Below are 24398 nucleotides of genomic sequence, written 5' to 3'. Positions count from 1 at the left end.
TTTTAAATTATTTTTTTTCTGCAGTATTTTCAGATTTCTTAGACCTTTTTCCATCTCTCTTTTTTGAAATTCGTATGAACTAAAATTGCTGGCCGACGTTCTGATCTAAAATGAAATTCAGCGAGCCATGCAGATGAATAGAAATGTATCTATAAATACACCAAAGACTACTTACAGAATTCAGTTTCACAAAGAATTTAACTTTTCCGACTTCAAAAGAATCATTCCTTACTTAGGAGACCTGGGCATTGATACAATTTATGCTGCACCTATTTTTCAGTCAACACCAGGGAGTATGCATGGTTATGACGGCACAAATTTGAATAAAATAAATAGTGAACTTGGTACGCTGGACGAGCTGAGATCCATTAAAAAAGAGTTAAGTGAATATCATATCAAATGGTTACAGGATATTGTTCCTAACCATATGGCGTTTCATCCCTCGAATGAATGGCTAATGAATCTGCTCGAATTTGGACAGACATCAAAATTTAGCCATTTTTTTGATACCTGCTATAGTTCCAATTTATTCGAGAAAGGAAAGTTAATGGTGCCTATCTTGTCTAAGACTTTAGACGAAGCGATTTCAAACCATGAAATTGCTGTCGTTTTCTCAGACGATAGTCTTCGGCTTTCTTATCAGGAAAACCTTTATCCACTTTCCCCTGAATCCTATTTTTTCGTCCTTAATGATTATTTAAAAGAGAGCCAATCGGATTTTAGTGGACTTCTGGTTCAAATAAATACGGTTCAAGCTAATGGAGATGTCGAGGAATGGAGACAGCTGCGTGTCCATATTTTTAAGAACCTTTCTAATGAGAAATTAAAGCATGTCCTTGATCAATTTAATAATAATCTGGAAAGTATTCACGAACTGGTAGCTAGTCAGATTTATGAGCTTTGTCCTTGGTGGTTTACAAATCAACGTATAAATTTTAGACGTTTTTTTACGGTCAATGAATTGATTTGTTTAAATGTACAAGACAAACATGTATTTGAGCAGTCTCATAAGCTGATAAAAAAACTTGTCGATGAAGAACTGTTTGATGGATTAAGGATTGATCATATTGATGGACTTTATAAACCTACTGACTATTTATTTAATTTGAGGAAATTAATCGGTCCACAAACTTATATCGTTGCTGAAAAAATACTTGAACAGAGGGAGAAACTTCCACTCGAATGGCCTATACAGGGAACAACAGGCTACGATTTTTTGTCGGTTTCCAATAATGTTTGCTCCTGTAAATCGGGAAAGAAAATATTGGATAAGTATTATAGAAAAGTCATTGGAGAAAATCTATCCATTAAAAAACAACAGTATATAAAAAAGAGCATAATTCTCGATGAATACATGCAGGGCGAGCTTAATAACCTGGCCCGGTCATTGGCATCACTTTTAGCCGTTAAAAGTCCGAATAAGCTAGGGCCTTTAAAAGATATTCTAACCTCTTTTCTAGGATTTTTCCCTGTTTATCGATTATATGACGAAAGCTTTCCACTGGTGGCAAACAATTTTGATCTGCTGTCTTCTCTTTTTAAAAAGTTGACCCGAAAGCCCGAGCTCGATCAAAAGCTGGTTAATCAATTTCGAGAACTGTTTGAGCAAGCACAGGCAGATTCAAAATCGCTGAGCCATACTGTTGTGGCTGATTTTTTTCTCCGATGTATGCAGTTGGCGGGCCCAGTAATGGCTAAGGGTGTGGAAGATACGTTAATGTATACATACAACCGTTTTATAGGACACAATGAAGTCGGCGATCATCCGGATAACTGGGGGCTAAGTAAAAAGAAATTCCACAGATTAATGCAGGAAAGGCAAAAATTTTGGCCACTGTCCATCAATGCAAGTTCTACACACGACACCAAACGTGGTGAGGATTCGCGAAGTCGCTTATTAGTCCTCACTGCTATGGCTCAGAAATGGGTTAAACAGGTTCAGATCTGGCAAGATGTGGTTTGGAATGAATATCGAAAAGACCTCCCACATCCGAATGATGAATATTTTATTTATCAGTCGCTGGTAGCCTCTTATCCAATGGAAAAACAGCATGGAGAAGCATATGACGTATTTGAAAAACGTTTTTTGGACTACATGGTTAAATATCTACGCGAAGGGAAAGAGCGCTCGAGCTGGGAAAATCCAAATTTAACCTATGAAGACGCTGTTCGGGAATTTGCCTCTTTTTTGCTTGATAAAGATCGTCCATTTTTTACGAGCTTTTATCAATTTATTGAAGCGGTAGCTGATTTCGGGATTTTAAACTCGCTTACACAGCAAATCTTGAAATTTACTTGTCCCGGTGTACCTGATATTTACCAGGGGTCGGAACTCTGGAACCATAGTTTTGTTGATCCCGACAATCGACGACCGATAGATTATCAATTAAGTGAAAATCTGCTGAAGGCTATTGAAAATATGCCCAACGACAGTCGAATTAGACAATTATGGCAAAATAGATACGATGGGACAATTAAGCTATGGTTAGTTAGGGAATTGGTAAAACTCAGAAAGCATGATGCTGCACTTGCATCAGATAGCAGTTATATTCCATTAAAAGTAAGCGGTCGTTATCGTAAACATATTTTGGCATTCGCGCGTAGATCTGGCGATGATTGGATGATCGTAGTACTTCCGCTACACTTGGCTGCTATCGGTAAAATCTCCAAATTCGTACCTGGCTCATTTGACTGGGCAGATACGAGCGTTCATCTTTCCGTAAATCATTCCGTGACCTGGCATCACATGCTATTTGACATAGTGGGCGAAGGCACAGAAATTTCAGTGAATGCCATTTTTAGGGATCTTCCAATGGCTATTTTAAAATACAAAAGTGCCCCACCTAAGCGTAGTGCGGGTGTTTTGATGCATATCAGCTCATTGCCATCATCCTATGGAATTGGTGATTTGGGATCCGGAGCTCGTCGTTTTGTTAAACAGCTGCATTATAGCGGCCAAAGCTGGTGGCAGGTACTTCCTTTAGGGCCGACAGATGTTGAGCAAAACCATTCTCCTTACAGCACCCTAAGTAGTAGAGCAGGTAATCCGTTATTCATCGATTTAAACGAATTACTAGAATTTGGCTTATTGGAAAGAGGGGAACTAAAGACTTTAAAAAGAAATAGTTCTAAAACAATAGACTTTGCTGCTATAGTGTTCACAAAATACAAACTTTTGGAGAAGGCATTTAATAGTCTTTCTGTTCAACATGCGCTTGATTTCTCCGAATTTGTAGACCGTGAATCTTCGTGGCTTAAGGATTATGCGCTTTTCAAAGTTCTAAAAAACAGACATGGGAATCGTCCTTGGTACGATTGGCCAACACAATACAAACATCGCGACAGCGCCGCACTTAACGATTTTGCAATTGAATTCGCAGATGAATTGCGAAAGGAAAAATGGTTTCAATACCTATTTTTCAGACAATGGGATGCCATAAGAAAGTACGCATACGATTATGGCATAAGATTTATTGGTGATATCCCATTTTATGTTGCCTATGATTCTGCCGATGTTTGGGCCAATCCGCACTATTTTTCCATAGGAGCAAATGGTATTATTAAAAATGTTGCTGGGGTTCCGCCTGATTACTTTAATGCAGCGGGGCAATTATGGGGAATGCCGACTTATCATTGGGGATCGCTCAAAAAAGATGGCTACAAATGGTGGATTGAGCGACTGTCACACAATTGCGCGCTGTTTGATAGGTTACGGCTTGATCATTTTAGGGCATTTTCTTCCTATTGGGAAGTTCCCTTTGAAGAAACTTCCGCCAAGAATGGACGTTGGTCAACAGGTCCTGGTTCGGATTTTTTTGATCAAGTAAAAGTTCATTTAGATGACATGCCTTTTATCGCTGAAGATCTTGGAGATATCGATGCGAAGGTATATGATCTGCGCGATCAATACAACTTTCCGGGCATGGCGGTTTTACAGTTCGCTTTTGATAACGATATGGCACATTCACCACATATTCCACATCATTATTGCAGAAATTCTGTTGCCTATCCTGGAACACACGATAATAATACGACACTTTCTTGGTATGGTGAAGATCTTAAATCATCGAGTAAAATAAATATCAATACCTATTTTGGACAAATTGTTGACAGTGGAAATGTAAATGAGGTCCTCATACGATCACTTTACGCTTCTGTCGCAGATACAGTCATTGTTGCGATGCAAGATATCCTCAATCTTGATGGATCGTGTCGTATGAACCGACCTGCCAGTACGACCGGAAATTGGCTGTGGCGCATGCAGAAAAGGGCTTTTTCTCCAAAACTTCAGGCGAGATTAAATGATTATACAAAATTATACAACCGTTAAACATAAAGATGGAAACAAAAATCAATACTGGAAGCCCTTATCCTTTAGGCGCAACTTACGATGGAGAAGGGGTTAACTTTGCCCTTTTCTCCGAAAATGCCGAAGCTGTCGAACTTTATCTCTATGATAGTTCGAACCAACAAGAAATCGAGAAATTTAAAATAACGGAGAAGACGCATCAAGTTTGGCATATTTATGTTTCGGGAATTAAACCAGGACAACTATACGGTTATCGTGTGCATGGTCCTTACGATCCGGCCCAGGGGCATCGTTTTAACCCGCATAAATTACTGATTGATCCCTATGCAAAAGCAATTTCGGGTGTCGTACAATGGAATGATGCTTTATTTGCGTACAATATAGGAGAGGACGATTTGAGTTTGGATACAACTGATAGCGCTCCTTTCGTCCCGAAATCCGTAGTTATAGACGGTCATTTTGATTGGGGGGACGACCATCCTCCGCGTATACCGATGCACCAAAGTGTGATTTATGAAACACATGTAAAAGGTTTTACAGCAACTCATCCGGAGATTCCCGAAGAAATAAGAGGAACATACGCTGCCTTGGCGCATCCTGTCACCATAAATTACTTAAAGGAATTGGGGATCACTGCAATAGAATTATTGCCTATACACCATTTTATTACAGACCGTCACCTACAGGATAAAGGACTAACTAACTATTGGGGATATAACAGTGTTGGTTTTTTTGCCCCTGATGTACGCTACTCTGCTTCAGGTACCCATGGAGAACAGGTCGTGGAATTCAAGGAAATGGTAAAGGCACTTCATGGGGCAGGGATAGAAGTTATCCTTGATGTCGTTTACAATCATACTGGAGAAGGAAATGAAATGGGGCCAACACTCTCTTTTAGAGGAATTGACAATGCTTCATATTATCGTTTGGCTGAAGATCCACGTTATTATATGGATTTTACTGGAACAGGCAATACATTGAATACCCGCCAGCCTAACGTACTACGGTTGATCATGGATAGTTTACGCTATTGGGTGCAGGAAATGCACGTTGATGGATTCCGTTTTGATCTGGCATCAGCATTAGCGCGGGAGCTCCATGACGTAGATAAATTGAGCTCTTTCTTTGACGTTATCCATCAGGATCCCGTGATCTCACAGGTTAAACTAATTGCCGAACCATGGGATATTGGAGAAGGGGGGTATCAGGTCGGCGAGTTCCCCGCCGGTTGGGCCGAATGGAATGGAAAGTATCGTGACTGTATCCGCGATTATTGGATCGGAGCGGACAGTATGATCGCTGAATTTGCTAATCGCCTGACTGGATCGTCCGATTTATACCGGGGAGACAATCGTACACCTTCCGCCAGTATAAATTTCATTACTGCTCATGACGGATTTACGCTCCACGATCTGGTATCGTACAACGAAAAGCACAATGAAGCTAATGGTGAGGATAATAAAGATGGAGAAAGCCACAACCGCTCCTGGAACTGTGGGGCAGAAGGACCTACAGATGATTCTACGGTAAATAACCTAAGAGAAAAACAAAAAAGAAACATGCTCGTCACATTATTTCTTTCCCAGGGAGTACCTATGCTTGTCGCTGGCGATGAACATGGGCGAACACAGCAGGGCAATAATAACGCCTATTGTCAGGACAATGAGATTTCATGGCTCAACTGGGACAATGTGGACGTATCTTTATTGGACTTCACTAAAAAATTGATCCATTTTAGGCGAGAACATCCGGTATTCTGTCGTCGCAAATGGTTTCAAGGATTGCCTATCCGCGGTACAGGTGTTGAAGATATCGTATGGTTTCTTCCAGATGCATCTGAGATGGATGATCATCACTGGCAGGAAGACTATGCGCGCTCACTCGCTGTGTTTTTAAACGGTGCGGGAATTAGATCAGTAGATACCGATGGAAAGAAAATCGTGGATGCTAATTTTTACCTGTTATTTAATGCGTATTGGGAAGATGTAACCTACACGCTCCCCGGTGAAAATTATGGTGCTGGTTGGTTTAAGATCTTAGATACGAATAATGATACGATAGAAAGCTTTGGAAACTATTCAGCAGGAGATGCTATTTTAGTGCCCTCACGTTCTATACTTTTATTTCAGTCACAATAAAGTGGGGATATATATGAGCAAGACAGGAATTCAACAATTGGGTATTCGTCGCAATGGTGACCTTTGGCAGATTCGCGTATGGGCTCCAATGGCAAAGAATGTGCTTTGCCGATTTTATCAAAAAGATATGGAGATCGCGCTTAAGCCCCAACAATATGGTTATTGGTACGCGGAGACTGATTTGTTAACAGCTGGAGATTTATACTGGATCAGTGTCGATGGCAACGAATTGCCGGATCCGATTTCGCTCTCCCAGCCAGAAGGTGTACATGGTCCCTCAAAAGTCGTTGATCTTACTTTTTCTTGGACCGATAATGACTATCGGCCTCCAGCATTGTCTGATTTTATTATTTACGAGCTTCATGTAGGAACATTTACCTCATCCCATGATTTTGATGGTGTTATCAAAAAGATTCCCTATCTGAAAGATTTGGGGATCACTGCTATTGAAATTATGCCTGTTGCACAGTTTCCTGGTGAAAGAAATTGGGGCTACGATGGTGTTTTTCCTTTTGCAGTGCAGCATTCCTATGGTGGCGCTTCGGAATTTCAAAGGCTTGTGAATTCCTGTCATGAGGCCAATATTGCGGTAATTTTGGATGTTGTCTATAATCACCTCGGGCCAGAGGGAAACTATTTCTCGAATTATGGCCCATATTTTACCGACAAATACCATACGCCCTGGGGTAATGCGCTGAATTATGACGATAGCTATTGTCATGGACAGCGGGATTTGGTACTGAACAATGTACGCATGTGGTTTGAAGACTTTCATATCGATGCGCTGCGTTTGGATGCGGTACATGCAATCAAGGATTTTAACGCTGTTCATATCCTTCAGCAAATTCGTAAGGAAACGGATGAAATTATTGCTAAATCCGAAAAAAGCCATTTTCTTTTTATTGAATGCGATCTCAACGATAGACGATTTTTAGACCCATTAGCGAAAAATGGTTTCGGGATGGACGCACAATGGCTAGATGAATTTCACCACTCTTTAAGAGTAAGCGTGGGCGAACCCAAAAAAGGGTACTATGAGGAATTTAGTGGATTGGCCGATCTCGCAAAAGCTTATGAAAAAGCATATGTATTCGATGGTAACTATTCTCCCCATCGGGAAAAATTCTTTGGAACGGACACTCTCGGTATCAAAGGGGATCATTTTATAGTTTTCTGCCAGAATCATGATCAAGTCGGCAATAGGATGATGGGCGATCGCGCGGCTTCACTCTATCCTGTAGAAACAACGCGACTTATGGCCTTTGCCGTGTTCATATCCCCGTATCTTCCTTTACTATTCATGGGAGAAGAATGGGGTACAGAAAGAGCTTTTCCCTATTTTACCAGTCATAGTGACCCCAAACTTGTAGAGCAGGTGAGACAGGGAAGAAAAAAAGAGTTTGAAGATTTTTTTGAAGATTCAGAATTTCTCGATCCGCAGGACGAGACGATATTTAGGAATACCGTTTTGAATTGGGACGAACAGGATAGCGAGGTCCATCAGAAACATTTATCTTATTATAGATCCCTGATAGCATTCCGTAAAACCAATCCTGTGCTGAAAAATATACAGCGCGATGAAATGACGGCCAAATGCCTCCCGGAGCAAAAAGTACTTATCTTAGCGATGAAGAAAAGCGATAGTTCTTTATTTGCAATGATGAATTTTTCTGCCACTGTACAACAGGTAACGCTGCCTGAAGATCTGCAATGGAAAATTATATTTAATACGAATGAAATGGATGCCGCGGTTTTGTCAGATACTGATTATGCTCAAATCACTGTCGCATCGCTAAAGCCTTGGTCAGGTCAGGTCTATATTTCTATCTAGATGTATGGTATATAAAAATTTTATATACCATACATCAGATTTTTATCTCTCGTTAAGCAGCCCCTCGGATGACACGTAACAGAACGACAATAATGGCGATAACTAATAAAACGTGAATTATATTACCTGTAGCATAACCTCCAAAGAAACTAAACGCCCAAATAATGACTAAAATAACAGCAATGATATATAATAAATTTCCCATAATATATTTGTTTTTGCAGTAGAACAGCCTTCGATGGATTATGGTTTGAATGGATAAAATTTAAACGTTAGTTGTTAGTTATCAATAAAGTGTACAGTTTTTAGCGACTGACTAGCAAACTGGTTTGCAAATAACACTTTAGAATAAACGTATTTATAACATTTCCCTATATATAAATACCCTATTGTCTTTTTTTATTATTTGCTTATTTTTTTATCTGTATTTAAAATTAAGGGCAAAAATCCATTAAAATTTGCTTAATAGGCTTTGTAAATAAGGACAACGTATTTTTACCACTAACAATGCTATTTATTTTACATGCAAATTGGCCCTCAAAATTAGCACTCTTCTTGTTATCCTTTTCTTGTAAAATCATTTTAAACAATCAGTTGAATAAAGAAAGAGGATAAGTTATGAACAACCACAATTTAAATATACTCATCACCGAAAAAAGAAGTTTACTTAATCATTTTGCTGCTAAATTTACAGCTGATCCGGATGAAAAGGAAGACCTGATCCAAGAAACGTGGATACGCGCATTGAAGTCCATAGACAATTTTGTTCAGCATCCGAAGCTAATGAGCTGGTTATATGTAATTATGAAACATACTTACATCAATAAGTATAGAAAAGCAAAGCGTACCACCGAAATTCAAGATCAATATGTGGTCTTGGAAAGTACAAATACAATAGAACTCAACAAAGGGATCAATAAGTTTATGGCCGAAGATATCGAACGGGCGATGAACAGCTTAACGGCGGAAAACTATGAAATTTTTCGTTTGTTTTTAGATGGTTATAAATACCATGAAATTGCATCCTATTTTGATATGCCAGAAGGTACAATAAAAACTCGAATCCATATGGTAAGAAAAAAGCTGCAAAAACAGCTTAAGGTCTACCGGTTAAATTGACAATTCCAACAAATAAAACAAGAGCTAACGTTTCAGTTTAGTTTGATATTTGCGAAAGGCTGACCTTTTAAGGTCAGCCTTTCTTTCGTATACTTTCAAAACAATAGTTCCTTTGCGGAAATCGTATGTTCATCAACTGAACATGACTGCACTCCGGCGAAGGTTCATCCCGGCTGCAGCTTTTTAGCTATTTTCCAATTGTCCTCTTTTTTATCATAGCGAAGTAGCCAGGTTTCCTGGGGCACTTTCTCTTCCTTATCGGTTGAATGTTCACCCACCGTAATCGTGATCTCTGAAGGAAGAGCGTGAATAATTTCGGCGTAGGCTTTTTCGCCGCCGAGGAATTCGATAATTGCTGGCATCGCATTATAACCAATTTCCGGGCTGAATAAGAACTCAGCTATGCCACCATAATGAATCTCAGTACCATGAAAAATAATACCATTCATAATCTTACAAATTGAAAGTTAAAGTTATAGTGATCTTATCTCAGATCATAAATTTTGGAATTTTGATCTGCGATAATTTTAACAGTCGTATACCATTTTTGTTTTTTTGGCGATCCAATAATTTATTTCGCAAAAGCAATCTATTTGTTTTTGAGACGTGTTATATCAGTAATTAAAAGCAGGAGCTTGAGGATGAAATAGAAAAATTTTCAGGCAAAAAGGATTCAAAAAAATAATATATTCATCATGAACGTAAAAAGAATATTTGGAACTATTCTCACAGTATTGGGTATTGTAGGGCTAATCTATACCGGCTATGAACTGATCATGAAAAGTAATGCCTATACGAATTTGGCAGTAGTCGGCATTTTGGCGCTTATTTTCTTCTCATCAGGAATAAGTCTTGTGAAGAACACGAAAGACGAGTCTTAAAGGCGGTTCATTTTTGGAAGTCTAATTTTCGGCTTTTGCTAAAAATTAATGAAGGTCGGATTATCAAGTCCGACCCTCACACATGAATTTTACTTAATATAGTTGAGAATATAAATAACAACTATATACCTCGCATTGTTTTCGTAAAAAGCCTTTAGCTGTTGGCCAAGGTTTTTGCTGTATTTCAGCTATTCTTGTGCAGCCTTGTCGTTTACGAAACCGCCTGCTATCCCTGTTAATGCTTCGTCGGTATCCTTCTCATTGTCTAAGGTTTTTTGGAGCAGTGAAGCTACATCGTCGTGTCCCATCGTTTCTGCAAATGTGCGAAGAGTACCGTAAGTAGCGATCTCGTAGTGTTCTACTTTCTGTGCTGCAAGGATGAGGCCTGCATCTCTGGTAAAAGTATCCTTTTCTGTGTCAGAAATGATCGAATCGGCTTCATCAAGTAGACCCTGCATAGCGTCACATTTTTTAGCAACAGCTTTTTCTCCCAATTGCTCAAATACCTGTTCAAGTGTTTCTATATGTTTCTGAGTTTCCTTGGTATGCTTTTCAAAAGCAGCAGCGAGTTTTTCGCTAGTTGCAGCTTTCTGCATTTTGGGTAAAGCTTTCACTAAGTGTTTCTCGGCCCAATAAATGTCTTTTAGTTCATCGACAAAAAACTCGTGGAATTCACTGTCTTTCATTTTTCCGGTATTACCAGAAGGTTTTTTTGTGGCATTTTTTGCCGGTACAGATTTCGTAGTTGCCATAATAAAAATTTTAAGTGTTATTGCATAGATAACCCAGCCCAAACCACTTTAGTTCAATAAAATATATTTAACTGTTATCAAATAAAAACGAAAGCGATATTCTCTTCTAAGTTTGGGTACAATCCTGGTAGCAAAATCTTTCGCATGCCAATATTGTTCAGATTAATATTCATCAGGCCATAAACAGCAATTTGATAAATGAGAGAAAACCATTTCGTATTGAGTTTTGTGCTATATCAAAATCGAATTAACTGGTAGCGTAATATGCATTTTATTATTTACCAATATATTAATTTTTAAAATACCGATCATGGCCGATAATAAATCAAAACAGGGAAAAACAGCTAGAAACAGATCACCTAAAGATACAGTTACTGGATTAGCTAGATATCGGCAAAAGCGTACCGAAGAGAAAACCCCGGAACCCTTCGGCGGGAAACCAAGTGGAACAGAATTACGCTTTGTGGTTCAGAAACACGATGCTTCACATCTCCATTATGACTTTCGTCTTGAAATGGATGGTGTTCTGAAAAGCTGGGCGGTACCTAAGGGGCCTTCAGTCGATCCAGGTGTAAAACGTCTTGCCATGATGGTTGAAGACCATCCCTATGATTATCGGAATTTTGAAGGAATCATCCCAAAAGGGCAATACGGCGGCGGTACAGTTATTGTCTGGGACGAAGGTAGCTATGAACCTGCTGAAGGCGATTTTAAGGATGTTCCGAAACAAGAAAAAGAACTTTTACATCAGCTGTATTCTGGTAAGCTAAAATTCAAACTCAATGGCAAAAAACTCAAAGGTGAATTTGCTCTTGTTAAAGCCAAGGGCAGGGGAGATAACGGCTGGCTGCTGATAAAACTGGATGATAAATATGCCAGTGAAAAAGACATTACGACGAAAGATAAGTCGGTGCTATCTGGCAAATCCATTGCGCAGATGGAGCAATCTCCAGATCATGTATATGGAGAACGTATCATTAAAAAAGACAGTACCGTTAAAGATAAACGCTCCGTAAAAGCCAAAGCATCTGAGCTTATCAATGATCAGCTTGATGCAGTTCCAAAAAATAAATCTTCGAAAAAAACAGATCTTCAAGATTTGTTAAAAAATACACCAAAGCAAAAATTCTATTCCCACATTGAGCCCATGCTTGCCACATTGGTCGATAAGCCTTTTGATGATGAAGAATGGATCTATGAAGTAAAATGGGATGGGTATCGGGCGGTAGCTTTTATGAACAAAGGGGAAGTGGAATTGAAGTCTCGCAACGATAAAAGCTTTAATGAAAAATTCTATCCCATTTATGACAATTTAAAGGAGCTTGGATTAAATGCCATATTGGATGGGGAAGTAGTGGTGCTTGGTGAAAACGGAAAGGCCAATTTCGGGTCTTTACAAAATTGGCGCAGTGAAGCAGATGGCGATCTGGTTTATTACGTATTTGATATCCTCTGGTACAATGGGCAAGATTTAAAAGATCTTACGCTGCTTGAACGAAAAACTATATTAAAGGAAATCTTACCAGAACGGAAAAGTATTCTAGTCAGTGAACATTTTGAAACTTCGGGAACCCAGTTCCTCGAAGAAGCCAGGAAACTGGGCCTTGAAGGAATTATGGCCAAACGAAAAGATAGTATATACCATGTTCATAACCGTTCAAAGGACTGGCTAAAGATCAAGGCGAATAAAAGGCAGGAGGTCGTGATAGGCGGATACATGCTGAATGATAACTCCAGTAAGTTATTCAGTAGTATTCTTGTAGGTGTCTATGAAGGAAAAAAATTAGTCTATACAGGTAAAGTCGGTACAGGTTTCGATGAAAAATTACAGAAGCAGATGATGCAGCGTTTTAAACCGCTGATCATTTCTAAAACGCCTTTCAGTGAAGAACCAGATTTAAACAAACCATCACGCTTTAGACCCAATCCACCACACGCCTCGGTGACCTGGCTTAAACCCGAGCTCGTCTGTGAGGTTAGTTTTACGGAATTGACAAGTGATGGCGTAATGCGGCATCCTTCTTTTGATGGAATACGCGAGGACAAAAGTCCTAAGAAAGTTATTTTGGAGGAGGAATCTCCTATAGCAGAATTCGTTAATGACATGGAAGATAAAATGATTAAACCGCGAAGTAAAGGTGAGCGTAAGACCCTATTGAATCCGAAAGATAATACGCAGGTCAAAAAGATCAATGGGCATGAGTTAAAATTCACGAACCTAGATAAGATCTTTTGGCCAAAAGAGGGAATAACAAAAAGAGATCTTATCAATTATTATTATCAGGCAGCTCCATTTATATTGCCTTATCTAAAAGATCGTCCCCAAAGCATGAACAGATTTCCCGATGGTATTGAAGGTGAAGGTTTCTATTTCAAGAACGTAACGGATACTGCTCCGGACTGGGCGGAGACATATCTTTACCATAGCGAGACTGATAACAAGGATAAGCATTATCTGGTCGGAAAAGATGAAGCGACGCTGCTTTACATGGTCAATCTTGGCTGCATTGAGATGAACCCCTGGAGTAGTACGGTCAAAAAGCCCGAAAATCCATCATTCTGTATTATCGATTTAGACCCGGATAAAAATTCCTTTAATCAGGTCGTTGAGGCAGCACAGGTAACGAAGAGCATCCTAGATGATATGGGCGTTCCAAGTTATTGTAAGACCAGCGGTTCTACTGGCCTTCACATCTATATTCCGCTCGGGGGGAAATACACCTATGATCAGTCCAAGGAATTTGCCAGGGTGATTGTCACATTAGTTCATAATGAGTTGCCCAAGTTCACCAGTTTAGAACGGTCCATTAAGGATCGGAAAGGAAAAATGTATCTGGATTTTTTACAGAATAGACCCCATGCAACCATTGCTGCAGCCTACGCTGTCCGTCCTAAACCCGGTGCAACGGTATCTATGCCGCTTCATTGGGATGAAGTTAAGAAGGGGCTGAAAATAAGTGATTTTCATCTCTTGAATGCCATAGAAAGGATGAATAGTGAAGGTGATATTTTTAAGCCTGTCCTTGGTAAAGGTATTGATCTCAAAAAAGTAATTGAAAAATATACGAAATAAACGCATCAAAACCTCCATGGATAATCCGGAATTAAAAACCAGTAATAAAAAATCAATATACAGTGCACTCGCGGCGAATGTATTAATTGCATTAACTAAATTCATTGCAGGAGCATTTACAAATAGTTCCTCCATGATTTCAGAGGGTATTCACTCAACGGTAGATACAGCAAATCAATTGCTCATACTTTATGGCTTGAATAGAAGTAAGAGGTCACCCGACCAGTCTCATCCTTTTGGTTATGGCAAAGAACTATACTTTTGGTCTTTTGTTGTTTCCATTCTGATTTTTGGGCTTGGTGGTACATTATCTATTTACCAGGGTGTAGCTCATATCATGGAACCCGAATTAATGAGCGATCCTTTTTGGAATTATATTGTACTCATACTCTCCTTAATTTTTGAAGGAACTTCTTTTTTTATTGCTTTAAAAGAATTCAATAAAACCCGCAATGGTATGGGGTGGTGGGATGCAATTATTAAGAGTAAAGATCCTTCCAGTTTCCTTGTGGTCTTTGAAGATGGTGCAGCTGTGGCAGGGCTAATAATCGTTATGGTACTCATGGGACTAAGTCATTACTTGCAGATTCCTGAATTAGATGGCCTAGCTTCAGTAATCGTAGGCTTGTTGTTGGTTTTTGTATCCTTTATATTGGCTAGAGAAAGCAGAAGCTTATTAATGGGAGAGGGAATTGCTTCAGAAACAAGATTGAAAATTGCCCAGCTTGCTGAAAAGGATTCGGCTGTTATAAAAACTAAAAACATACTATCCACTTATCAATCGCCAGAGTACGTTGTATTGATGCTTATTATTGATTTTGAAGATCATCTTGAAACAGAGGAAATCACCGAGGCGATACGCCGGATTCGTGAGGATATAAAAAATGAATTTAAGTTTGTACACTTTGTGATTATTCAACCAGAATAATCAAATACAAGCCCATTTAACACGCAATCAATACATCATCTTCAGGCCAATAGCGTCAGAATTGTCGGTAATCCTGGCAAATGTAAATACCTGCCAAACCTTTCAGACTTTGGTTTTGTTCACCTGATGGATCAAACCAGAAGAGCATTAGATATGAAAAAAGAAAAGAATTTAAAAACTGCTGAGATAGATCAGCATTTAGTGGATAATTCCGAGCAGATTATGACCACCAATGATGGTGTGCCTATTTCCGACAACAACAATACATTAAAGGCGGGTGAGCGGGGGCCATCATTACAACAGGATCATATTTATTTTGATAAGCTGATGCATTTTGACCGCGAACGTATACCAGAACGTGTCGTTCACGCGCGTGGATCAGGAGCTCATGGAATTTTCGAAGCGACCGCTGACCTATCTCAATATACAAGCGCAGCATTTTTAAAAAAAGGAACGGTAACGCCTCTTTTTACTAGATTTTCCACAGTAGCAGGTTTCAAAGGCTCTACCGACCTTGCTAGAGATGTACGAGGTTTCTCTGTTAAATTCTATACCGAAGAAGGTAACTACGATCTTGTGGGAAACAATATCCCAGTTTTTTTTATTCAGGATGCGATGAATTTTCCAGATCTCATCCATGCCGTAAAACCAGAGCCGAACAACGAAATGCCTCAGGCGGCATCTGCACATGACACCTTTTGGGATTTTGTATCACTGATGCCCGAATCTGCACACATGATCATGTGGACGATGTCAGATCGTGCAATACCCCGAAGTTTAAGGATGATGGAAGGTTTTGGTGTCCATACATTTAAATTTATGAATGCCCAAGGAAAAGGCACATTCGTTAAATTTCATTGGAAACCCAGATTAGGAGTACATTCAGTCGCTTGGAACGAAGCCCAAAAGATCTCAGGATTTGATGCTGATTTTCATCGAAGAGATCTCTATGAAGCTATTGAAAGGGGCGATTTTCCGCAGTGGGATCTCGGCGTTCAATTAATTCCTGAAGCGGATGAATTTAAATATTCGTTTGACATTCTGGATGCGACAAAGATTATCCCAGAGGAACTGGTGCCTGTTCAGATTGTCGGAACGATGACACTAAATCGAAATCCAGAGAATTTTTTTGCAGAGACCGAACAAGCCGCTTTCGATCCCGGAAGGTTAGTGCCAGGTATAGATGTTTCGGATGATCCGCTTTTGCAAGGGCGAATATTTTCGTATATGGATACCCAAAATTATCGATTAGGTGGTCCGAATTTCCATGAGCTTCCTATCAATCGTCCCGTAACCGGCAAACATAATAACCAAAAAGATGGTTTTGCGCGGTCTGAGATTCCTACAGGTGCCGTGAGTTATTTCCCTAATAGTAAAGCTGCAGGCTGTCCTTATCATGCAATGCTCAATGATGGAGTAGGATTTGAATCCCATAAGCAACCTTTTGATGGCTCGAAAATTAGGGCCCGCTCAGATTCCTTCGCAGACCACTTTACACAAGCAAGACTATTTTTTAATTCACAGAGCCCAGAAGAACAGGATCACATGGTCAATGCCCTGAGTTTTGAGCTTTCGAAAGTAAATGATGTCAATATACGAAAGCGAGAACTGGCTATTTTGAACCAGATAGACCAAGGATTAGCAAAAAATGTTGGTTCAAACCTCGGGCTTACACCGCCAAAAGAACTTGATCCTTTAACCCTCAAATTTGCACGTCAGAACCATCCCGAATATCCGCTTAAACCAGTCAAACCCGAAGTTGAAAAGTCTGCTGCTTTGAGTATGAAAGTAAAAGACGGCGAGGGTACGATCAAGAGTAGAAAGGTTGCTTTTCTTGTTGATCATGGAGCTAGCAAATCCTCCATAGATAAAATGAAAACAGCACTCGAAAGGGAAGGGGCGCAAGCAGTGCTAATCGCATCTCATGTAGGAAAGATCCGGTTCAAGGAAGGGACAGAAGAAGATATCCAACATTCCTATCTTACGGAGGCATCAGTTTGTTACGATGCATTCTACACAGCAGCAGGCGAATCGGTCAAAACTCTTGCGGAAAATGCCGATTACCTTCATTTTATCAATGAAGGTTACCGACACTGTAAGGCCTTGGCATTTGCACAAGGTGCTGAAGAGTTAGCTGAAAGATCATTTATTAAAAAAGATAAAGGCGTTATTTTCGAAAGCAAGGACAATTTAACAGAAGATTTTATAGCGGTAATGAAAGGCCACCGTGTTTGGGAGAGAGAAAAATCCAGAAAGGTACCTTCTTGATTTCTTGATATACAACAAATAGTCCTTCGGTAGAACGACTATTTGTTGTAGTCGAATAGAAGGAGGACCGGAAATCAGAAATTGCTTATAATTATTTACAAGAAGTAGCATGAAAAAAGAAGCAAGTAAAAAGATTCGACCGCTGCAAAAGCAAAAGCGACCGGGATTGGAAATAAATATGGTACCAATTCCTGACACGTCTCCAATACAGTATCCTGCAGAAGGAAAATTAAAAAATAAGGTAGCATTGATTACGGGCGGAGATAGCGGTATCGGCAAAGCTGTCGCTCTGTTATTTGCGAAGGAGGGTGCTGATATTGTTATAGCCTATCTTAGTGAAACAAAAGATGCAAAACAAACCAAAAAAGAGGTTGAATCCTTCTCTCGAAAATGTGCGCTGATTAAAGGTGATTTGCGAAAAGAAAATCACTGTAAAAAAGTCATTGAAATTGCAATAAAAGCGCATAAGAAAATTGATATTATAGTTAATAATGCGGGGCTTCACTGGGAAACAGAATCAATTGAGAAAATTTCCACTGAGCAGTTAATCAATACTTTTCAGAATAATTTCTTTTCCTATTTCTGGGTTACGAAGTATGCCATACCTTATCTTAAGAAGGGAGCAAGCATAATTAATACATCCTCGGTCACTGCCTATCGAGGCAGTCCAAAGTTGATCGATTATTCTGCAACAAAAGGTGCAATAATTTCGTTCACACGGAGTTTGTCAGCAAATCTTATAGCTAAAGGAATTCGGGTCAATGCTGTTGCTCCAGGTCCGGTATGGACACCATTGATAGCATCATCTTTTGATCCTAAAAAGAACTCCGAATTTGGAAGCGACTCTCCAATGAACAGGGCAGGAATGCCTAATGAAATTGCGCCAAGCTTTCTATTTCTAGCCAGCGAAGATTCACATTTTATGAGCGGTCAAGTTTTACATCCCAATGGAGGAGAAGTCGTAAATGGTTAGTAAACGTATAACTCATAATCAGCCCAGGAAGTCGTCTACCGGGCGATCTTTGAAAACCGAGAGGTAACACGCTTCGGCTAATTGCGCATTTTCGTCAAACTAATTGCTTCTTAACAATCAATAATTTATATATATTGTTTTTGCTGAGTAAGGAACTATTGCAACCGGAGGAATGTTTTAGGATTGAATGTGCGGAGGCCACATTAAGATTTTTGGTTTTAAAAGGTTATGATTGATATACAAAAAATATTTGCTGAGGGGGTGGAAATCTCCTTTCTTGTTGAAATAGGAGCGAGAACAGTAATAATGTTTCTTCTAATATTGATAATTCTAAGGCTCTCGGGTAGAAGGGGAGTTCGACAGTTAACTCTTTTTGAGGTTGCGATTATTATCAGTTTGGGCTCAGCTGCGGGAGATCCAATGTTTCAAGAAGACATACCGATTTTTCATGCGATTGTTGTTTTTATAGGTGTAATTTTCGTCTATAGGTTGATAACCTGGCTCGCCTCCCGATCAGAGAAGATTGCCCATTTATTGGAAGGTAAAGTTTTACCTGTAGTAAAAGATGGTGTCTTTGATATAAAACATGAAAAGGATAATAACTTTTCACATATGGAATTTTTTTCTGAACTGAGAAATTTAAATGTAGAACATTTGGGACAGGTTAAGGAAGGGATTCTAGAAGTCGATGGAACCTTAAGCGTTTTATTTTATGCGGATAATGATGTGAGATATGGGCTACCATTATTCCCATCATCTTACAAAATGGTTGATGTATCGAGTTCCGAAGGGCCATTTGCATGCATGTATTGCGGTCATGTTTTATTTAGTTTTGAGAATGATTCCCAGTCATGTCCAAGATGCAATAAAACACAATGGAGCATAGCCTTGAATTCACGAAGAGTTTAGAATAAATAATACCATGTATTATTTGAACATATCATAGGATGGTGCAGTAAGACCGTTTTTATTCGAAGGATTAAGGGTTGATCAGATGAAAATACCATTTGGGAAGAAGTTTGTGACATATAGACTCTTCAATCTGAATCGCCGAATCTACACTGTACTTTTGAAAATATATCCTGTTGATATAGTGAAAACTATTTACGATATGGAATGTATGATGTCAGGCCTCTAAATGCCGGCAAAGAAGGCCCGTATGCTAAACTATGGGAAACCAATTTAGCCGGTCTTTTGATAGCTGCCCAGCGGCAATAAGATTGAAACCACCGGGCAAGCTTAGGTTTATCGCAACAAAGGAGCTACTGTTGGGAACGGGGGGCCATCGCGCCGAGCAGCCGCAGGTCGTCCGATGCAGGCAGTTCAAATACCTGCAGGTGAAAGTGCTTAATGGCAGCTAGTAGATGGTCAAATATATCGGCCATCGTATCTTCGAAATAGGCCCATTGTGTCCCCTTGGTAAACATGTAGAGTTCCAGCGGAATACCGTATTCACTAGGGGCTAACTGACGGACCAATAAAGTAAGTTCCTGATGGATATTGGGGTTATGTTTGGCATAGGCGAGTACATAGGCCCTGAACAGGCCGATATTGGTCATCCTGCGACCATTGACGGGCGAGGAGCTGTCTGTACGCCAGGTTTTATTGTACTCGGCAATCTCGCGCTCTCTTTTTTCGATATAAGGAGCCAGCAGCCGGATCGTTTTTAATGCCGTGATTTCCTCCGCACTGAGGTAGCGCACCGAAGACATTTTAATGTTCAATGCCCGCTTTATCCGACGGCCACCAGTCTCCTGCATTCCACGATAGTTTTTGAATGAATCGCTCAGTAGGGTATAGGTCGGAATGGTGACAATGGTCTTATCCCAGTTCTGTATCTTCACATTGTTGAGGTTGATCTGCAGCACGTCGCCGTCCACACCGTATTTGGGCATTTCTATCCAGTCTCCTACACGGACCGAGTCATTCGCCGACACCTGAATACTGGCCACAAAGCCCAGGATAGTGTCTTTAAATACGAGCATGAGGACGGCGGACGCCGCCCCAAGTGAGACTAGAAAGGACCAAGGTGAATTGCCGGTCAGCAGGGAAACGACCAGTGTACCGATCACAAAAATTAAAAAGATCTGTACCACCTGCAGGTAGCTGTCGATGGGTTTGTCCTTAAACGCATTTGAACCACGAAAAATATCGCGGCAGGTTTTTAACAAGCTATTGGCCAAATGGTAGATGGTGAACAATACCACGATATCTAGAAACTTGACAATAGCCGCTATCAGCACCGGAAAACCAATGAAGATCACCGGAAGCAGCTGCCGTGTGAGCAGCACGATTAGGGTACGGCTCACGCGTACATGCACCTTGTTTTCCAACAGATAATCATCCCATTTGGTCGAGGTCCTCCGGGCAATCCGGTTCAATGCGGAATAAAATACTTTGCGCATGATATAATCGAGTGCATAGAGCAGCACCGCAAAAGCAAAAAGTAATCCGGTGGCCGTAACAATATGTGCCTGCTGCTCGGATAAACCCAATTTGCCAAAGAAATTAAAAATGTACTGATAAATTGAACTTGATGATTGTTCACTGAAGTTAAGCATGTTTAAATTTTTCATATGAACAAACAAATTTACGAAGAAATATAAACACGGATTTTGGCGTGGAAAATACCCCTTTAACCCTGTTTTAACGCCTAAAGTTTGCTTATTGATTAATTTTTGCGTATATTGGTAAATTAATAGATAACCCGATGCCGAAAATTTTCTTTTTCGCGTCTTTAAAACCCCCAACGATTTGAATGAGATTAGTGTGATAGGTGGTGGGAGTTGGGCCACGGCCCTGGTTAAAATTTTGACAGAAAATAGCATCCATACCAACTGGTACTTGCGGCGTTCAGAGCAGGTTCGCTCGATAAACCGGGATGCTGTTAACCCTGACTACCTATCGTTTTTAAAACTTGACAATACAAAAATTTATGCGTCCGATCAGTTGGACGAGATCGTGGCCCGATCGAAAGTAATTCTTTTCGTCGTGCCCAGTGCGCATCTGGACAAAGTTTGCGCCGTAATCCCCAAAAAGGACCTTGCCGAAAAGTTTGTGATCACCGCTATTAAAGGAACCGTCGGCCCGGACAACCTGCTTCCCAGTGCTTATCTCGCTAGGTATTTTGAATTGGAAGATTTTCAGCAAGCAATCATTGCGGGACCATGCCATGCCGAAGAAATCGCACGGAACAAGAAAACCTATATGACCCTGTGCGGTCCCAACGAATCCTTTATCAGTAAGATTTCCAAGGGCTTCGCTTCAAGCTATATGCAGGTAAACTATAACCCCGATATGCTGGGCGTGGAGTACGCCGCTATTTACAAAAATGTCGTCGGCATCGTCTGTGGCATGGCCGAAGGACTCCATTACGGTGACAACTTTATGGCGGTGCTTGTGGCCAATGCGATTGACGAACTGGGGCTGTTGCTGCATTCCCTTGGTGCGCCCGATGTCCGACTGGGCAGTTCCACCTATTTGGGCGACCTATTGGTGACGGGCTACTCCGCGCATAGCCGTAACCGGACTTTCGGTAAATACCTTGGCCAGGGATATTCGGTGTTCGAAGCCCGTCAACTCATGGGAATGGTTGCTGAGGGATATTTTGCAACCCGGGGGCTGATGGCGACGGTCTCGAGCCTCGGGCTCAATTTACCCCTCTTGCAGACAACATATCGTGTGCTATACAACCATATGGCCGCAATTGATGAATTTAAACTTTTAGAAAGGAATATAAAATAATATGCTATTAGCAACAGATTTAGATGGAACTTTTTTGGGCGGAAGGATGGAAGACCGCCTCAGATTATATAGATTGATAAAAACTAGCCCGAATATGCAGCTGGTCTTTGTCACCGGAAGAGGGCTGGAGTCGGTATTGCCGCTGCTGAGCGATCCGCTTATTCCGGTGCCAGATTTCATTATTGCGGATGTGGGCGCCACGGTCGTTAACGGCCATAGCCTGGAAGCAATTGAGCCGCTGCAGAGTGAGATCGAGGAAAAATGGCCGCAGACTTATGCCATCCGGTCGGCGTTGGAGGAAATACCGCAGTTGAATTACCAGCATGTACCGCAGCAGCGCCGCAGCTCCTTTTATTTTGAAGCCGGCGTGGACCATAGCCTTGTGCAGCAGGTAGCGGACAGGTACGAATGCGACATCATTACTTCGGCCGATAAATACCTGGACTTGCTCCCCAGAGGGGTCAATAAGGGTACGACATTAAAGAAGCTGGTTGAATTTCTGGCCGTTGACCCAGATGATGTGATGGTAGCTGGCGATACACTGAATGATCTGGCCTTGTTTGAAATCGGCTTTCGTGGTGTTGCTGTCGGAAAATCTGAGCCGGGGCTGCTGCAGGCCATTGATCAGTTGGATACAGCGTACAGTGCAGAGGCCGCTGGAGCGGGCGGTATACTGGAGTACATGGGTAAATACCGCCCGTTTCAGCAGCTGATCCGCGGGGAACAAAAATCGGTGCCTCGAAAAAGAAAATCCAAAAAATCAGACCAGCTGGTGATGGTGTACCATCGGCTGCCTTTTGAAAAGGAGTCGGTAAACGGTAAGACGGTAAGGGTAACGCCCAAAAGCCCGAACGGCATCATTCCTTCGCTGCTGGGCTTATTTGAAAAGGGACGCTCCGGTCTTTGGATCGGGGAGGAAGTCATCCAACAGGACGGAAAGCCGGTTCCAAATCAGTTGGTGGACGAAAGCCGATACCCTAATCTGGTCGCTTCCACCATATCGCTGTCTAAAGAGGATATCGATAAGTTCTATCGTGTATTCTCCAAAGAGGCGTTCTGGCCGACGATCTTTTCCTTTGTGGACCGGGCAAAATTCAACCACGAGGACTGGGAACATTACCTGATGATAAACAAGCGCTTTGCCGAGCGGATTGCCCGCGAGGCCGACGAGGAGGCACTGGTCTGGATCCACGAGTATAATCTGTGGATGGTGCCTTCTTTTTTAAAGACCATGCGCCCGGATCTGAAAATTGGCTTTTTTCATCATACGGCTTTTCCGGCAGCAGATATCTTCAATATTATTCCCTGGCGCAAAGAGATTATCGGCAGCCTGCTGCTCTGTGATTTTATCAGTTTTCATATCCCCCGTTATGTCGAGAATTTTGTGGATGTGATCCGTAGCCATACACCATTTAAAGTGGTCAAAAAAGTTGATGTCGCCAATCAGTTCCTGACCTATAGCTGTGCGCTCGGCGTCGATCAGATGACCAAGATCATAGAGGTAGATGGCCGGCAGATTAGGCTTGGCGCACAGCCGGTGGGGGTCAACAGGGATCATATCGAACAGATTTTGACAGATGATAAGGTTAAGACCGAGATCAATGCCCTCAAAGAAAACAAAGCCGGATCGGGAATAACGCGTATCATATCCATCGAGCGCCTGGATTACGTCAAAGGCCCCTTGGAAAAAATCCAGGCTTTTGGTGAATTTCTGGCCGAATACCCAGAATTTAGGGGCAAGATAGAACTGGTCAATGTCTGTACGCCGCCATCACAGGGGATGACGATCTATGACGAAATTCGGGATCAGGTGAATCAGGCCGTGGGTGAGATCAACGGTAAATATGCAACGATGAACTGGACCCCGATCCAATATTTTTACAGGGCCTTACCTTTTGAGGAAGTGGTCAAACACTATGCGCTGAGTGATATTGCCTGGATCACGCCTCTGCGGGACGGACTGAATCTAGTCGCAAAGGAATACATTGCGACCCATGGGTTATTGGAGACTCCCGGGATTCTCGTGCTCTCAGAATTTGCAGGTGCCTCGGTCGAATTGCCTTATGCCATATTGACCAATCCCTACGACCGTAAGAGCATGAAAGATGCACTGTTGAAAGCCTTGGTCATGGAACCCGGAGAGGCTCAGGTCAGGGCGCGCAGGCTGTACGAGCATATTGAGCACTACGATATCCATTACTGGGGGCGGGATTTTGTGAAAGAGCTCGAAAAATCGGGTAAGGCAATTGTTCCTGAAAAGAAGTAACTGCTAGTCTTAGGTGTCAAACGTGCTTTTTTAGTCATCTTAGAAAAAAAGAATTAGAAATCCGTGTTAATCTGGTTTCTTGAATAGAAGACAAAATAACGTTGAAAACGAAGCTG

At 41.1% G+C, this 24398-nt stretch carries 16 protein-coding genes; 12 read left to right on the top strand and 4 right to left on the bottom strand.

Annotated elements, in window-relative coordinates; all coding sequences use genetic code 11:
* Nucleotides 1-133: 133 nt before the first annotated feature.
* The 3 genes from treY to treZ are packed head-to-tail and all read left to right on the top strand — an operon-like array spanning nucleotide 134 to nucleotide 8278.
* On the top strand, nucleotides 134-4330 hold the full coding sequence (gene treY / locus K2F45_RS16400) for a malto-oligosyltrehalose synthase (RefSeq protein WP_248931896.1): 4197 nt from the start codon (nucleotides 134-136) through the stop codon (nucleotides 4328-4330).
* Between the two features lie 8 nt (nucleotides 4331-4338).
* A complete protein-coding gene (gene glgX, locus K2F45_RS16395; protein ID WP_145330725.1) occupies nucleotides 4339-6447 on the top strand; it encodes a glycogen debranching protein GlgX in 2109 nt (702 codons plus the stop codon).
* 13 nt (nucleotides 6448-6460) lie between these two features.
* Entirely contained in the window at nucleotides 6461-8278 is a 1818-nt protein-coding gene (gene treZ, locus K2F45_RS16390) for a malto-oligosyltrehalose trehalohydrolase (protein ID WP_088161926.1), read from the top strand.
* A 52-nt stretch (nucleotides 8279-8330) separates the two neighbouring features.
* Here treZ and K2F45_RS16385 read toward each other — a convergent pair whose 3' ends face one another.
* Nucleotides 8331-8483 carry a lmo0937 family membrane protein gene (locus K2F45_RS16385; RefSeq protein WP_120333750.1) on the bottom strand — a complete coding sequence of 51 codons (153 nt, stop codon included), beginning with the start codon at nucleotides 8481-8483 and terminating at the stop codon, nucleotides 8331-8333.
* A 413-nt stretch (nucleotides 8484-8896) separates the two neighbouring features.
* Between K2F45_RS16385 and K2F45_RS16380 the strand changes: the two genes are divergently transcribed.
* Complete coding sequence (locus tag K2F45_RS16380; RefSeq protein ID WP_248931895.1) at nucleotides 8897-9397, top strand: RNA polymerase sigma factor; 501 nt, start codon at nucleotides 8897-8899, stop codon at nucleotides 9395-9397.
* Nucleotides 9398-9561: 164 nt separating this feature from the next.
* On the opposite strand, the gene K2F45_RS16375 is transcribed toward K2F45_RS16380, so the two are convergent.
* Nucleotides 9562-9846: a hypothetical protein gene (locus K2F45_RS16375; protein WP_248931894.1), complete on the bottom strand. Its 285-nt coding sequence runs from the start codon at nucleotides 9844-9846 to the stop codon at nucleotides 9562-9564.
* 246 nt (nucleotides 9847-10092) lie between these two features.
* Here K2F45_RS16375 and K2F45_RS16370 point away from each other — a divergent pair, with 246 nt between their 5' ends.
* On the top strand, nucleotides 10093-10278 hold the full coding sequence (locus K2F45_RS16370; RefSeq protein WP_075993108.1) for a hypothetical protein: 186 nt from the start codon (nucleotides 10093-10095) through the stop codon (nucleotides 10276-10278).
* Nucleotides 10279-10466: 188 nt separating this feature from the next.
* Here the strand turns inward: K2F45_RS16370 and K2F45_RS16365 are convergent, their stop codons facing one another.
* Complete coding sequence (locus K2F45_RS16365) at nucleotides 10467-11030, bottom strand: YciE/YciF ferroxidase family protein (protein ID WP_153848118.1); 564 nt, start codon at nucleotides 11028-11030, stop codon at nucleotides 10467-10469.
* 310 nt (nucleotides 11031-11340) lie between these two features.
* Between K2F45_RS16365 and ligD the strand changes: the two genes are divergently transcribed.
* The 5 genes from ligD (at nucleotide 11341) to K2F45_RS16340 (ending at nucleotide 19181) form a co-directional block, all read left to right on the top strand.
* Entirely contained in the window at nucleotides 11341-14103 is a 2763-nt protein-coding gene (gene ligD, locus K2F45_RS16360) for a DNA ligase D (protein WP_248931893.1), read from the top strand.
* 16 nt (nucleotides 14104-14119) lie between these two features.
* A complete protein-coding gene (locus tag K2F45_RS16355; RefSeq protein WP_075994853.1) occupies nucleotides 14120-15031 on the top strand; it encodes a cation diffusion facilitator family transporter in 912 nt (303 codons plus the stop codon).
* A 153-nt stretch (nucleotides 15032-15184) separates the two neighbouring features.
* The gene (locus tag K2F45_RS16350) at nucleotides 15185-17299 is read left to right on the top strand and encodes a catalase (protein ID WP_248931892.1); all 2115 of its coding nucleotides are present in this window, start codon (nucleotides 15185-15187) and stop codon (nucleotides 17297-17299) included.
* Between the two features lie 109 nt (nucleotides 17300-17408).
* Nucleotides 17409-18272 (top strand): SDR family oxidoreductase, encoded by an 864-nt coding sequence (locus K2F45_RS16345; protein WP_088161924.1) that lies wholly within the window; start codon nucleotides 17409-17411, stop codon nucleotides 18270-18272.
* A gap of 228 nt (nucleotides 18273-18500) precedes the next feature.
* On the top strand, nucleotides 18501-19181 hold the full coding sequence (locus K2F45_RS16340) for a DUF421 domain-containing protein (protein ID WP_075993105.1): 681 nt from the start codon (nucleotides 18501-18503) through the stop codon (nucleotides 19179-19181).
* A 353-nt stretch (nucleotides 19182-19534) separates the two neighbouring features.
* Here K2F45_RS16340 and K2F45_RS16335 read toward each other — a convergent pair whose 3' ends face one another.
* Nucleotides 19535-21022 (bottom strand): mechanosensitive ion channel family protein, encoded by a 1488-nt coding sequence (locus K2F45_RS16335; protein ID WP_216640370.1) that lies wholly within the window; start codon nucleotides 21020-21022, stop codon nucleotides 19535-19537.
* A 4-nt stretch (nucleotides 21023-21026) separates the two neighbouring features.
* On the opposite strand from K2F45_RS16335, the gene K2F45_RS16330 reads away from it, so the two are divergent.
* The gene (locus tag K2F45_RS16330; protein ID WP_248931891.1) at nucleotides 21027-22016 is read left to right on the top strand and encodes an NAD(P)H-dependent glycerol-3-phosphate dehydrogenase; all 990 of its coding nucleotides are present in this window, start codon (nucleotides 21027-21029) and stop codon (nucleotides 22014-22016) included.
* Nucleotide 22017: 1 nt separating this feature from the next.
* Nucleotides 22018-24282 carry a glucosylglycerol-phosphate synthase gene (gene ggpS / locus K2F45_RS16325; RefSeq protein WP_075993102.1) on the top strand — a complete coding sequence of 755 codons (2265 nt, stop codon included), beginning with the start codon at nucleotides 22018-22020 and terminating at the stop codon, nucleotides 24280-24282.
* The last annotated feature ends 116 nt before the right edge of the window (nucleotides 24283-24398 follow it).

The organism is Sphingobacterium siyangense (assembly GCF_023277505.1).
Lineage (GTDB): Bacteria > Bacteroidota > Bacteroidia > Sphingobacteriales > Sphingobacteriaceae > Sphingobacterium > Sphingobacterium siyangense.
Note: the sequence above shows the minus strand (reverse complement) of the source record. Positions and strands in the feature narration are given on the sequence as shown.